A 13,396-nucleotide genomic window follows, 5' to 3' on the forward strand; every position below is an offset into this window, starting at 1 on the left:
CCGGCGGCGAGGTGGCCGGGGCGCGCGCGGCGCTGGCGCGGGCCTTTCCGAGCGATGATGACTGGGGCGCGGCGGCGGTGATCGCCGAGGCGCGTGCGGTGCTGCCCGAGGACAGCATCGCCACCGTGGACAGTGGCGCACATCGTATCCTGCTGTCGCAGATGTGGGTGACACATCACCCCCGTTCGGTGCTGCAATCCACAGCCCTTTGCACCATGGGCTGCGCCGTGCCGCTGGCGATGGGGGCCAAGATTGCCACGCCTGAGAGCACCGTTGTCAGTTTCTCGGGCGACGCCGGGTTCCTGATGGTGGCGGGCGAGTTGTCGACCGTGGCAGAGCTCAAGCTACCGGTAATCTTCGTCGTCTTCGTCGATGCGAGCCTTGCGCTGATCGAGAAGAAGCAGCGCGAGCGGCAGATGCTCAATCTGGCTGTCGATTTTGGCCATCATGATTTCGCAGCCATTGGGGCCGCGTTTGGTGGCAATGGCGTGCGCGTCACCAACCGCGCCGAATTGCGCGCGGCATTGGACGAGGCGCAACAGGCCGACACGTTTACCGTCATCGCCGCCGAGATCGACCGCGGCTCTTACGACAACCGGATCTGAGGAGATGCCCATGCCCGGCCCGCTTGACGGACTCGTCGTTCTCGACCTCAGCCGTATTCTGGCGGGGCCGACCTGCACGCAGCTTTTGGGCGATCTGGGGGCCGAGGTGATCAAGATTGAGAGCCTGGCGGGGGATGACACGCGGCAATGGGGGCCGCCCTTCGCGGTGGATGCGGCGGGGCAGGCGACGGACCTGTCGGCCTATTTCATGTCCTCGAACCGCAACAAAAAATCGGTGGCGGTGGACCTGACCGACCCTGAGGTGCAGACCATGCTGCACGATCTGGCCGGACGCGCCGATGTGGTGATAGAGAATTTCAAGCCCGGGGGTCTGCGCAAATACGGTCTCGATCACGAGACGCTTTGCGCCGCCTATCCGGGACTTGTTTATTGCTCAATCTCGGGCTTTGGCCAGACCGGGCCGAACCGCGACAAGCCGGGCTATGACCTGATGGCGCAGGGCTTTGGCGGGATTATGTCGATCACCGGCGAGGCGGGCGAAGAGCCGATGAAGGTCGGCGTTGGCGTGGCCGATGTGGTCTGCGGGCTTTATGCCGCCACGGGAATTCTGGCGGCGTTGCGGCACCGGGATGCGACCGGTGAGGGGCAGCATATTGACCTGGCGCTAGTGGATACGACGATGTCCTGGCTGGTCAATCAGGGGCTGAATTACCTGACTTCTGGTGTCGCGCCGATGCGTGCGGGCAATGCACATCCCAATATCGTGCCCTATCAAGTCTTTGCCACATCGGATGGGTATGTGATCGTCGCGGTGGGCAATGACAGCCAATATGCCCGGTTTTGTGATTATCTGGGCCAGCCCGACTGGGCCACCGATCCGCGTTTCGTCACGAACACGGCGCGATTGGCACATCGCGAGACCCTCGTGCCGATGATCGCCGAAGCGCTGATGGGCCGGACGATGCAGGATGTGATCGACGGGCTGGAGGCGCGCAAGGTGCCCGTGGGGCCGGTCAACACGATTGAGCAGGCGCTGGAAAGCGATCAGGCGCAGGCGCGCGGGATGACCGTCACCCTGCCCGCGCCGCAGACCGCGACGGGCGAGGTGCGGTTGATTGGCAATCCGCTCAAATTCTCGCGCACGCCTGTCAGCTATCGGTTCGCGCCACCCGCCACGGGGGCGGATACCGAGGCGGTATTGAAGCGGCTAAACGACGATCTGTAACCTCGGATCGCGGGCACGTGATTTGCCGCAACTCGAGGTGTCGCGTAGCTCTCCGGGTATCAACCCGGAGGATTATTCATGCAACGGTTTCTGAAACTTCTCGCAATTCTCACTGTCCTTGCCGCGCCCGCGCAGGCGCTGGAGCCGCGCGAGGGCTGGGTGATCCACGACACCGGCAAGAGCTTTGCCGATCTGGTGCAGGCGGTGCGTGATGCCGTCAGCGCCGCGCCCATCGCCATCGTGACACAGGCGAGCGCCTCGGACGGGGCGCGCATGCAGGGCCATACCATCCCCGGCAACCGGGTCTTTGGGCTCTACCGCAACGATTACGCCCGCCGCATGCTGGAGGCGAGCATCGCCGCCGGGATCGAGGCCCCGATTCGCATGTATGTGACCGAAGACGCCGATGGCACCGCCACCCTCAGCTACAAGACGCCGACGGCGGTATTTTACCCCTATTTCGACGAGGGCGGCGATGATCTACGCGATCTGGCCACGGAACTGGACAGTGTTTTCGAAACTGTCGCGAAATCCGCCATGTCCGAGTGATCCTTGGGCGAGCAACTGCCGATTGCGCGCACTCTGGGCAGAAATGCGCCTATTTTGTTCGCGTTATACGCGACTCGGAGTGCCGTTGTTTCGTCACATTGGTTAAACTCGGGATAACGTATTGGTGAGGTTGGTCCCTCCCGTGTTGCCGCTGTCATATATAGCGGGCTAGCTGAGTGTTGAATTACTGCCGAAAAGGATATCGGGTCATGCGTTTGGATCAATTCGGGTATGATATGACCGTATCATCGCCCATCGCCGCAGAAGCGTGGGACAAGATGGTGCTCGCCTTCCTCGCCCACGCCGCGACAACACCCGAATACCTGGGCAAGGCTCTCGGAGAAGAGCCGGATTTTGCCATGGCGCATGCGACCAAGGGGCTGTTTCTGCTGATGCTGGGGCGGCGCGAGTTGAATGCCACCGCACAAGAAGCCCACGTCACGGCAGAGGCCATCGCCGGGCGTTATGCCCTGACTGCTCGTGAGATGGGCTATATCCGCGCCCTCGGCGCTTGGCTCAACGGCCGCCCGTCCGAGACGGTGCGCGAGATGGAGGCGGTGCTGACGCGCTGGCCTGAAGACGCGTTGGCCATGAAGATCAGCCACGCCACCCGATTCATTCTCGGAGACCGCACCGGCATGCGTGCCTCGGTCGAGGCATTGCTGCCCGCCTACGACGCCCAGAACCCGGCACGCGGTTATCTCTTTGGCTGTCACGCGTTCTGTCTCGAAGAAACCGGAGAATATGCCCGCGCCGAGACGGCAGGGCGCCTGGGGCTCAGCCTCTCGCCGGACGACGCGTGGGGGTTGCACGCGGTCGCGCATGTCTTTGACATGACGGCCAATGCCCGCGCTGGGCTGAATTGGCTGGAAGGACGTGAACACGCTTGGGCGCATTGTAACAACTTTCGCTACCATGTCTGGTGGCACAAGGCGCTGATGCATCTTGATCAGGGCGAGATCGACGCCGTGTTTCGCCTCTATGACACCGAGGTGCGCAGCGATCATACTGACGATTTCCGTGACATCTCCAACGGTACCTCGCTGCTGATGCGACTGGAGCTTGAGGGGCATGACGTGGGCGACCGCTGGGAGGAACTGGCCGATATCTCCGAGCGGCGCACCGAGGATGCCTGCCTGATCTTCGCCGATCTCCATTACCTGATGGCTCTCATCGGTGACAATCGTGATACAGCGATACGACAAATGATGGCGCGCTTGCACCGCGATGCCAAGCACTCCAATAGTGGTGATCTCATGGCACGCATGGCCAATCCCGGCCTTTCGGCGGCAACAGGACTTGAGGCGTTTGGCGAAGGCGATTACAAGACCGCGTTCCTCAACCTTGGAAGAGCGAGACGTTCCATGCAATTGGCCGGGGGTAGCCATGCCCAACGTGACGTGTTTGAGCGGCTCACAATCGATTCCGCCTTGCGCGGCGGGTTTCTCGACGATGCCGAGACCATCCTGCAAGAGCGCACGGCACAGCGCGCGGGGCGGCTTGATGGCTATGCCAGTTCACGGCTTGATCTGATCGCCGATGCCCGCAGTGGGTGGGACGAGGCAGACCGCCTGCCTGCGGAATAGGTGCCGACAAATAAAAGAAAAGGAGCCGACACCGCAATGACGAGTGTTGCCGATCCTGCCATGACGCACCGCCTCGCGACCGAGGCGCATGCCAGTCCCGCCGCCACGACCCGCGATATCCGGCTGGATTTCTTTCGCGGGCTGGCGATGTTCATCATCCTCTGCGCCCATACCCCGAGCAATTTCTTTACCAGCTGGATTCCGGCGCGCTGGGGCTTTTCGGATGCGACCGAGATCTTCGTGTTCTGCTCCGGCATGGCCTCGGCCATCGCCTTTGGCCGCACCTTCGATCGGGCGGGCTGGACGCTTGGCACCGGGCGCGTCGGCTATCGCGTGTGGCAGGTCTACTGGGCGCATATCGGCATGTTCTTTGTCATCGCCACGCTGCTGGCGGCGTTCGACCACTTCGGCGATTTTGACAAGACCTATATCGGCACGCTGAACCTGTGGAAGTTCTTTGCCGATCCGGGGCCGCAGCTACTGGGCCTGTTTACGCTCACCTATGTCCCCAACTATTTCGACATCCTGCCGATGTATATGGTCATCCTCGTGATGATGCCGCTGATGATCGCGCTGAGCCGGATCAGCGTCTGGGCGGTGTTCGGAGCGATGGCGCTGATCTGGCTATTCGCACAACGCGCGGTGCTCGATGCGCTGGGCCTGATCGACCTGCATCTCGGCTTTCCGGCAGAGCCGTGGTCGGATCGCAAGTGGTTCTTCAACCCGTTCGGCTGGCAGCTGGTGTTCTTCACCGGCTTTGCCTTCATGCGCGGCTGGATTCCGAAACCGCCGGTGAACATGTGGCTGATCGGGCTGGCGCTGGTGATCGTCATCGCCAATGTGCCGCTGTCGCATATCGGCATGCGCGAGTTCGGCTTTGACTGGGCGCGCGGCTGGCGCATCGACAACACGGGCCTGTTCAATAAGTCCGATTTCGGAATTCTGCGCTACGTGCATTTCCTTGCCCTCGCCTATCTGTGCTGGGCTGCGGCGGGTGACGGCGGCGCGCGCCTCAGGGCAGTGGGGAGCGGGCTATTGTCGCGTATCTGGGGCGGGCTTCTGAAGATGATCCTCAAGGTCGGGCAGCAATCGCTCGCGGTGTTCGTGTTCTCGATGGTGTTTGCCCGGCTGTCGGGGTTCGTGATGGACCAGATCGGGCGCACGACGTGGAACATGGTGCTGGCCAATTTCGTGGGTTTTGGCGCGCTGATCGTGGTGGCCTATAGCGTCGCATGGTTCAAATCACAGCCGTGGCGGGCCGCGAAATGATCCGGCGTGACGTTCTGAAATCGCTGAGCGCGGTCGCGCTGTTCCCCGGCCTCGCCCGCGCGCAGGAGGCGCAGCCGTTTTCCGAAGGTATGCTGCTCGATCTCGCGCGCGAGGTGGCGGCAAAGCCCTATGCCAAACGCCCGACCGTGCCGCAGGCGTGGCGCGACATGAGCTATGACGAATATCGCTCGATCTGGTTCCGCAGCAAGGATGCGCTCTGGTCCGAGGCCGATAGCACGCTCGAAGTCGATCTTTTTCTGCCGGGGCTGTATTTCCCGCATACCGTCGAGGTGAACCTTGTCGAAGATGGCATGACCCGCACCCTGCCGTTTGATTTCTCGCTGTTCGACAAGACCGACAAGGCCCCCGATCTGCCGCTTGACGGGCATCTTGGCTATTCCGGCCTGCGCCTGCGGGCGGAACTCGAAAAGCCGGGGATTTTCCAGGAATACGCGGTGTTTCAGGGGGCCAGCTATTTCCGGGTGATCGCGCGCGATCTGGTCTACGGCCTGTCGGCGCGAGGGTTGGCGCTCAATACCGGCGCGCCCGAGGGTGAGGAATTTCCCGATTTCACCCGGTTCTGGATCGAGAAACCGGCGCCCGGTGTCAGCACCCACAAGGTGCATGCGCTGATGGAGAGCCCGTCGGTGACCGGGATCTACCATTTCACGATGCGTCCCGAGGGGGCGGAGACCGAGGTGGAGGTGCGCTGCACGCTGATGCCGCGCGTCGCGCTGGAGAATGTGGGCATCGCACCGCTGACCTCAATGTTCTATTTCGACGCCACCAACCGGCACCGGTTCGACGATTTCCGTGCGGCTGTGCATGACAGCGACGGGCTGAGTATTCTCAACGGCAATGGCGAAATGCTCTGGCGGCCCCTGGGCAATCCGCGTGATCTGCAAATTTCGAGCTTTGTGGACACCAATCCGCAGGGCTTTGGCCTGTCGCAGCGGTCGCGCGCCTATTCGGATTTCCACGATCTTGAGGCGCATTATCATGAGCGTCCCAGCCTGTGGATCACGCCGGGCGAGGATTGGGGGCGCGGGGCGGTCACGCTGGTGGAGATCCCTACGACCAAGGAAATCTACGACAATATCGTGGCCTATTGGCGCCCGCGTGAGCCGCTGGCCGACGGGGCTGAGCACAGTTTCAGCTACGGCATGACATGGACCGGCGGTATTGAAGAGAAAAAGCCGGTGGCGCGGGTGATCGAGACCCGGATCGGGCGCGGCTTTCCCAATGACCTGCGCCAAGTGGTGACGATTGATTTCGCCCCGCATGATGCGCTGCCCGAGGATTTCGACGATCTGGTGCTCTACGTCTATTCCGCCCGGCTGGAGACCTCGGAGGGTCTGGTGCAGCGCAATCCCGAAACCGGTGGACCGCGCCTTGCGTTTTCGTTTGACCCCGGCGAGGTGACGGCGGCGGAAATGCGCGCGCAGCTGTTCCACGAGGGGCGCGGCGTGTCGGAGGTGTGGCTCTACCGATGGACCGCCTGACTCCCTTTCCCGGCGCGGCGCATATGCCGCCGCCTGCCCCTCTGGATCACCCGATTCAGAGCCTGAACCGGGCGCATCACGACCCTAACGCGCCCGCCTGGCGACCCAATCTGAATTACTGGTGGCGGCGCGCGGCCACCTTCCTGCCCGCCACGCTGACCACCGGAGCGCTAGGCCTTGCCTTTGGTGACTGGCTGTCGGTGGGGGGCATGTGGTGGCTGGAATGGGTGCTGCTGGCGCTGGTGATGATCACGTTTTTCTGGATCGCGCTGGCCGTGGGCACCGCGACGCTGGGGCTGGCCTGTCACCTGATGCACAAGCGCGCGCAGGCGCGTGCCACGCCCGCGCCGCTGAGCGTGGCGCTGTTGGTGCCGATCTATAACGAGGAGACGTCAGAGGTGTTCGGCAATGCCTGCGCCATGATGTCGGCGCTGCGCGCGGCGGGGCCTGCGCACCGCTTTGACCTGTTCATCCTGTCGGACACGCAGGACGCGGCCATCGCGATGGCCGAGCAGCGTGCCTTTGCCACGTTGCGCGCCGCGCTGCCGCGCGATCGCGCGGTCTGGTATCGCCGCCGGGTGCAGAATACCGGGCGCAAGGTGGGCAATATCGGGCAATGGCTGGAAAACTGGGGGGCGGCGCATGATGCGATGCTGGTGCTCGACGCCGATAGCCTGATGAGCGCCGAGGCGATTGTCGCGCTGTCGGACGAGATGTCGGCCGATCCCACGGCGGGCCTCATTCAATCGGCGCCGATGGTGGTGGGGTCGGACACGCTCTTTGGCCGGATGCAGCAGTTTTCGGCGGCGGTCTACGGCACGCTGCTGTCCGAGGGGCTGGCGGGCTGGACCGGCTCCGAGGGCAATTACTGGGGTCATAACGCGATCCTGCGCACCCGGGCCTTTGCCGATTGCGCGGGGCTGCCGGAAATGCCGTCGCTGACCGGGCGGGGCGGATTGATCCTGAGCCATGATTTCGTCGAGGCGGGGCTGTTGCGGCGGGCCGGGTGGGCGGTGCGCTTCATGCCCTCGGTCAAAGGCAGCTATGAAGAGCCGCCTGCCACCCTGATCGATTATGCGCTGCGCGACCGGCGCTGGTGCCATGGCAACCTGCAACACCTTAGCCTGCTGGCCACGCGCGGCTTTCATGCCGTGTCGCGCTTTCACCTCTTTCACGGGGCGATGAGCTATCTGTTGTCGCCTGCTTGGTTCGGGCTCCTGGTGATCTGGGCGCTTCTGGGCAACGGGCATAACAGCGTGATCACCTATTTCTCGATGGAAAACCCGCTCTACCCGGTCTGGCCGGAGATGAGCCGGGTCAGTTCGGTTCTGATCCTGCTCTTCATGTATGGCATGTTGCTGGCGCCGAAGCTGATGGGCGCGGTGGCGCTTGGACTGACGGATGTGCCGATCCGCAGCTTTGGCGGGGCGCTGCGGTTCACCGTGTCGCTGGTGGTCGAGATCCTGCTGTCGATCCTGTTCGCGCCGATCATGATGGTGCAACAGCTGGTGGCGGTGCTGCGTTCGGTCATCGGGATGCGCCCGATCTGGTTACCGCAGGCGCGCAAGGGCGGCGATTACAGCCCCGGCACGGTGCTGAAATTCCACCTGCTGGAGACGGTGAGCGGGGCGCTGCTGTTCGCGGGCATGGCGGCGGGGCTCGTGTCGCTCTGGCTGTTGCCGATCGCGATCAGCCTGATCGCCGCCGTGCCGCTGTCGATGCTGTCGGGTCTGCGGCTGGGCGAATGGCGCTGGTTGCGTGACGTGATGGCGACGCCCGAGATGATCGACACGCCGTCGATCCTGGAGGAGGCCCGCGCACATCGCGCCCTGTTTCGCGCGGCAGACGCACCGCCGATTGCGGCGGAATAGGGTCTGATTTAAGTATCTTGCTACCAATATGGGTTGCCGGCGTGGTATTTGCGCGCCTGGAGCTGCCGTTGCCGTGAGCCGCGCATCGTCGTGCCGCGGTGTGGCGATCCAACGTGAGTTAGGCAGTCCTTTATGTCTGCCAAATCCGTAAAAGAACTGATCACAGAGCAGGTTGCAGCCAAATCGCCGCGCCGGGGGGCGGCACGGCGATGCGCGGCGGCCTTCGGTCGCGTTTCGCGCAGGGTACTTCAATCAGATGTGCGCTCCAGGCCAACACATACCCGCAGCCCACACCGCCCTCTCAAACCAGACGATCCCCCGGCGCATCCCCTGCAAAGAACGCATCCAGATTGTCGAGCGCCCGAAACCCCATCGCGTCGCGCGTGGCGCGGGTGGCACTGCCGATATGCGGCAGCATGAAGATGTTTTCATGGCCCGCGAAGGCCGGGTTACCGCCCGGCTCGACCTTGAAGCAATCGAGACCGGCGGCGGCGATATGATCGGACTCTATTCCGGCCAATAGCGCGTCTTCATCGACCAGCGCGCCGCGCGCGGTATTCACCACAACCGCCCCCTTGGGCAGCTTGGCGATACGCTCGGCATTCAGCAAATCGACCGTGTCGGGCGTCGCCGGGCAATGCAGGGACAGGAAATCCGCAACCTCCAGCAGGCTCTCCACATCTTCGTGAAAGACCGCGCCCTGCTCGACATCCGGCGCGAGGCGCGAACGGTTGTGATAGTGGATCTCCATGCCAAAACCGCGCGCCTTTTCGGCAAAGGCGCGCCCGACGCGGCCCATGCCCACGATGCCCAGCCGTGCGCCGGTCATCTGCTTGCCGACCATGAATGACGGCGACCAGCTGTCCCACTCGCCCTGCCGCACCAGACGATCACCGCGCACCGCATGGCGCGCCGCGCCCAGCATCAGCAGCATGGCGATCTCGGCGGTGGCATCCGACAGCACGTCGGGCGTGTTCGTCACCACCACGCCCGCACCTTTCAGCGCCTCCAGATCGCAGTGATCGACACCCACCGAGTGATTGGCCACGATCTTGAGCCGCGGATCAAGACGGGCCACCACATCCGCGCTGAAATGCTCGGAGTGACACGGGATCATCCCGTCCACCTTTGCGCTCATCGCGACGATGTCCTCGGCGCTGCCGGGGGTGTCGGCCTCGTTCACGATCACCTCGTAATCGCGGCGGGCACGCTCCAGCGTCGCATCCGACAGGCGGCGCGGAATCCAGATCACCGGCTTGGCCATGGCTCAGCTCTTGTTCTGGCTGGAGGTGATGAAGTCATAAGCCGCCAGCCCGGCGGCAAAGACCGTCACGATCCAGAGATCAATCGCGCCGATCTCGCTGGCCAGAATATAGAGAAACGCAGCCAGAACCGCGAAGGCGAAAAGGGCCAATAGCCTGTTCATGTCGTCATCCTTTCGTCATTCCCCGGCCTCGCTCAGCCAGGTTTGAAACCAGTTTGCCGTGCGCAAGAGGCGCGCATCATTGCCGCGCGCGGCGACCATCTGCACGCCCATCGGGAGGCCGTTCTCGGCGGTGAAGGCAGGCACCGTCACGGCCGGCACGCCGGTCAGCGTCCAGAGCCCGTTGAAGATCGCGTTGCCCGTAAATTCCAGCCCCTCGGGCGCGGGGCCGGTGGCGGCGGGGCAGAGGACCGCGTCGCAACGCTCGAAGATCTCTTCCAGCCCGGCATAGAGCACACCGGGCCAGTCGAGTGCCGCGAGGTAGTCGCGCGCTAGGATCGCGTTGCCCTTGGTCAGGGCGTCTTGTGTTCGCGGACCAAGCATATCCATCTGTTTGCTGTAGCGATAGTAATAGCGCGCCATTTCCGCGAAATTGATCCGTTCGCGAATAACCGCCGCCTCCTCGAACGCCTTGGGCAACGGCGCCTCGAAGACCTGATCGCCAAGCGCCTCGGCCAGTTCGTCAAAGGCGGCATGGAGTTGCGGGTCGGCCTCGGCCCAGCCGGGTGGTTTGACCAGAGCAAAGACCGGCTTTACCAGCGGTTTGGATTGCGCGATGGACAACAGGGCCGGGGTTGGCTGCGGCGATGTGGCCGTGTCCCCGGCATCGTGCCCCATCAGCACCTCGGACAAGAGCGCGGCATCCGCAGGCGTGCGGGCGAACACCCCCACGGTGTCGAGCGTTGGTGATTGCATCAGCACGCCTGTCCGCGGAATCGCGCCAAAGCTGGGCTTGTAGCCTGTCACGCCGCAATAGGATGCAGGCCGGATCACCGATCCGCCGGTCTGCGTACCTACGGCGAGCGGCACCATTCCATCAGCCACCGCCGCCGCGGACCCTGAAGAAGATCCACCGGGGCTGTACGCCGGATTGTGCGGGTTGCGCGTCTTGCCGCCCTGCAGATAGGCCAGTTCGGTCGTGACCGTTTTGCCCATGATCACCGCGCCGGCCGCCTTCAGCCGCTCCACGAGGGCTGCGTCCTTGATCGGCACGCGGCCCGCATCGAGGGCACAGCCGTTTTCCGTCGGTATTTTGGCGGTATCGATGATGTCCTTCAAGGCAACGGGTAGCCCGTGCAGCGGGCCAACGGGCCGCCCCGCCTGCCGATGCGCATCGAGCGCCTTGGCCTGATAGCGGGCGAAGTCGGGATCGAACCACGCCCAAGCCTGGACCTCGGGTTCGCGCGCCTCGATCCGGGCGATACAGGCTTCGATCAGGTCAACCGCCTTGATCGCGCCCGAGGCCAGACGCTCGCGCAAGGCGCAAGCGTCCAGGGAGAGCATGTCGATCTTATCCGCCATACATCAACTCCGGCAGATAAAAGACGATCTGCGGATAGATATACATCAGCGCCATTGATATGAAGACGCAGAACAGGAACGGCATCACCCCCGAGAAGATCTGTGTCAGCCGGATTTCCGGTGGCGCGATCCCTTTGAGATAATAGGCCGACATGGCCATTGGTGGCGTCAGAAAACTCGTTTGCAGGTTGAGCGCCACGAGAATGCCGAAGAACAGCGGATCGACCTCGAAGAACTGCAACAATGGCAAAAAGATCGGCACGAAGATGATGATGATCTCCGACCATTCCAGCGGCCAGCCGAGCAGGAAGATGATCAGCTGTGCCAACAACAGGAAGGCCAGCGGGCTGAGGTTGAGGCCCTGCACGAACTCTGAAATCACATGCTCGCCACCCAGATAAGAGAACACCGCCGAGAAGGTGTAGGAGCCGACGAAGAGCCAGCAGACCATCGCCGTGGTGCGCACCGTGAGATAGACGCTCTCGCGCATCCGCTGCCATGTCATCGCCCGGTAGACGAAGGCGAGGAAGATGCCGCCAAGCGCGCCGATGGACGCGGCCTCGGTGGGCGTTGCCAGACCGAAGAGGATCGAGCCGAGCACCGCCATGATCAGAAACGCCAGCGGCACGAAGGAGGTCACGATCATCAGGATGAGCTTGGTCATCGGGATGTCGGGCACTTCTTCCTTGCTGGGTTTCGGCGCAACCGAGGGCTGGATCATCGCGCGTCCGATCACGTAGATCAGATAGAGGCTCACCAGTGTCAGGCCGGGCAACAACGCCGCCGCGTAAAGCCGCACGATCGACACGTTCGAGGCCGCCGCATAGACGATCAGCATGATCGACGGCGGAATGAGAATGCCCAATGTGCCGCCCGCGCAGATGATGCCGGAGGCGAACGACGGATCGTAGCGCGCCTTGAGCATCGCCGGCAGCGCCAGCAGACCCATCAGCGTGACAACCGCGCCGACGATGCCGGTGGCGGTGGCAAAGAGCGCGCAGGTGATGAGCGCGGCCACACCCATCGAGCCCGGCATGTTCTTGGCCGCGACATTGAGCGTGGAAAACAGCCGGTCGACGATATTGGCGCGTTCGACGATATAGCCCATGAACAGAAACAGCGGCACGGCGGTCAGAACTTCGTTCGACATCACCGTGAAGGTCTGATTCACGAACAGATCGAATATTCGGTTGCTGAAGAACCCCTCTATCCAGAGAGACCACTGGTCCCATGTGCTCGCCACCGTCTCATCGAGACGGTTGAATTCGCGCCACATCCGGCGCTCTTCGAAATAGGCGTAATAGCCAAAGCCGATGCCCATGGCCATCAATGTAAAGGCGATCGGAAAGCCCAGAAACACGAAGACGATGAACAGGCCCAGCATCATCAGGGCGATTTGCGGATCGGTCATGGATGTGCGTCCTTTTCGGCCTCGGCGGCCTTTTGCATCAACAGGTCTTCGGTCTCGAAGACGTCTTCCTCGGCGGCCAGCCATTCATTGGTGCGCATGCAATGAATGCAGCGGCAGACCTGGGCCAGTCCCTGAATGAAGAGCAGAATGCCTGCGGCAACGATCACCGTCTTGAACTGGTAGATCGGCACACCCGCCGGGCTGTTGACCGACACCTCGCCATAGGACCACGAGCGCGCGGCGTATTTCCACCCCGCGAGGATCAGAGCGGTGACGCCCGGAAAGAAGAACAGGATATAGAGCACCAGATCGATCTTGGCCTGGTTGCGCGGCTGCCACAGGCGATAGAGGAAATCGCCCCGCACATGCCCGCCCCGCGACAGCGTATAGGCCCCGCCCATCATGAACAGGGTCCCGTACATTATAAAGGACACGTCGAGGGCCCAGGCCGTCGGATTGTTGAAGAGGTAGCGCGAGACCACCTCATAGCCGGTACCGACCGACATCAGAACGATCAGCCAGGCGAATGCCTTGCCGAACCAGGCCGACAGGTTGTCAGCGAAACGTATGAAACCGATCACGCGGAGCCCCCATTAGTTGGAAAGCGGCCCCGGCGTTTCATGCGCCGGGGC

Annotated in this window: 12 protein-coding genes; 7 read left to right on the forward strand and 5 right to left on the reverse strand. The window is 63.0% G+C overall.

Features of this window, described 5'->3' with window-relative positions; genetic code table 11:
- The 7 genes from Q0X85_RS16230 to mdoH all read left to right on the forward strand — a co-directional run.
- The coding region (locus tag Q0X85_RS16230) for a thiamine pyrophosphate-dependent enzyme (protein WP_297773645.1) at positions 1–605 on the forward strand (605 nt) is incomplete at its 5' end.
- Positions 606–615: 10 nt separating this feature from the next.
- Positions 616–1,791: a CoA transferase gene (locus tag Q0X85_RS16235; protein WP_297773647.1), complete on the forward strand. Its 1,176-nt coding sequence runs from the start codon at positions 616–618 to the stop codon at positions 1,789–1,791.
- A gap of 78 nt (positions 1,792–1,869) precedes the next feature.
- A complete protein-coding gene (locus Q0X85_RS16240) occupies positions 1,870–2,340 on the forward strand; it encodes a DUF302 domain-containing protein (protein ID WP_297773648.1) in 471 nt (156 codons plus the stop codon).
- A 209-nt stretch (positions 2,341–2,549) separates the two neighbouring features.
- Entirely contained in the window at positions 2,550–3,926 is a 1,377-nt protein-coding gene (locus tag Q0X85_RS16245) for a tetratricopeptide repeat protein (protein ID WP_297773650.1), read from the forward strand.
- Between the two features lie 36 nt (positions 3,927–3,962).
- Positions 3,963–5,195 carry an OpgC domain-containing protein gene (locus Q0X85_RS16250; RefSeq protein WP_297773651.1) on the forward strand — a complete coding sequence of 411 codons (1,233 nt, stop codon included), beginning with the start codon at positions 3,963–3,965 and terminating at the stop codon, positions 5,193–5,195.
- Positions 5,159–6,697 (forward strand): glucan biosynthesis protein G, encoded by a 1,539-nt coding sequence (locus Q0X85_RS16255; RefSeq protein WP_297773652.1) that lies wholly within the window; start codon positions 5,159–5,161, stop codon positions 6,695–6,697. Before Q0X85_RS16250 ends, Q0X85_RS16255 begins: the two co-directional genes overlap by 37 nt.
- Entirely contained in the window at positions 6,685–8,568 is a 1,884-nt protein-coding gene (mdoH, locus tag Q0X85_RS16260; protein WP_297773654.1) for a glucans biosynthesis glucosyltransferase MdoH, read from the forward strand. The genes Q0X85_RS16255 and mdoH overlap by 13 nt, the downstream gene beginning before the upstream one ends.
- A 301-nt stretch (positions 8,569–8,869) precedes the next feature.
- Here mdoH and Q0X85_RS16265 read toward each other — a convergent pair whose 3' ends face one another.
- The 5 genes from Q0X85_RS16265 to Q0X85_RS16285 are packed head-to-tail and all read right to left on the reverse strand — an operon-like array spanning position 8,870 to position 13,345.
- Positions 8,870–9,832, reverse strand: a complete 963-nt coding sequence (locus Q0X85_RS16265) for a D-glycerate dehydrogenase (protein WP_297773655.1) — start codon at positions 9,830–9,832, stop codon at positions 8,870–8,872.
- Positions 9,833–9,835: 3 nt separating this feature from the next.
- Positions 9,836–9,994 carry a hypothetical protein gene (locus tag Q0X85_RS16270; protein WP_297773657.1) on the reverse strand — a complete coding sequence of 53 codons (159 nt, stop codon included), beginning with the start codon at positions 9,992–9,994 and terminating at the stop codon, positions 9,836–9,838.
- Between the two features lie 15 nt (positions 9,995–10,009).
- On the reverse strand, positions 10,010–11,353 hold the full coding sequence (locus Q0X85_RS16275) for an amidase (RefSeq protein ID WP_297773659.1): 1,344 nt from the start codon (positions 11,351–11,353) through the stop codon (positions 10,010–10,012).
- Positions 11,343–12,764, reverse strand: a complete 1,422-nt coding sequence (locus Q0X85_RS16280; RefSeq protein ID WP_297773661.1) for a TRAP transporter large permease subunit — start codon at positions 12,762–12,764, stop codon at positions 11,343–11,345. The genes Q0X85_RS16275 and Q0X85_RS16280 overlap by 11 nt, the downstream gene beginning before the upstream one ends.
- Positions 12,761–13,345, reverse strand: a complete 585-nt coding sequence (locus Q0X85_RS16285; RefSeq protein ID WP_297773664.1) for a TRAP transporter small permease subunit — start codon at positions 13,343–13,345, stop codon at positions 12,761–12,763. Before Q0X85_RS16285 ends, Q0X85_RS16280 begins: the two co-directional genes overlap by 4 nt.
- Positions 13,346–13,396: the final 51 nt, after the last annotated feature.

This window comes from uncultured Roseovarius sp. (assembly GCF_947259555.1).
GTDB lineage: Bacteria > Pseudomonadota > Alphaproteobacteria > Rhodobacterales > Rhodobacteraceae > Roseovarius.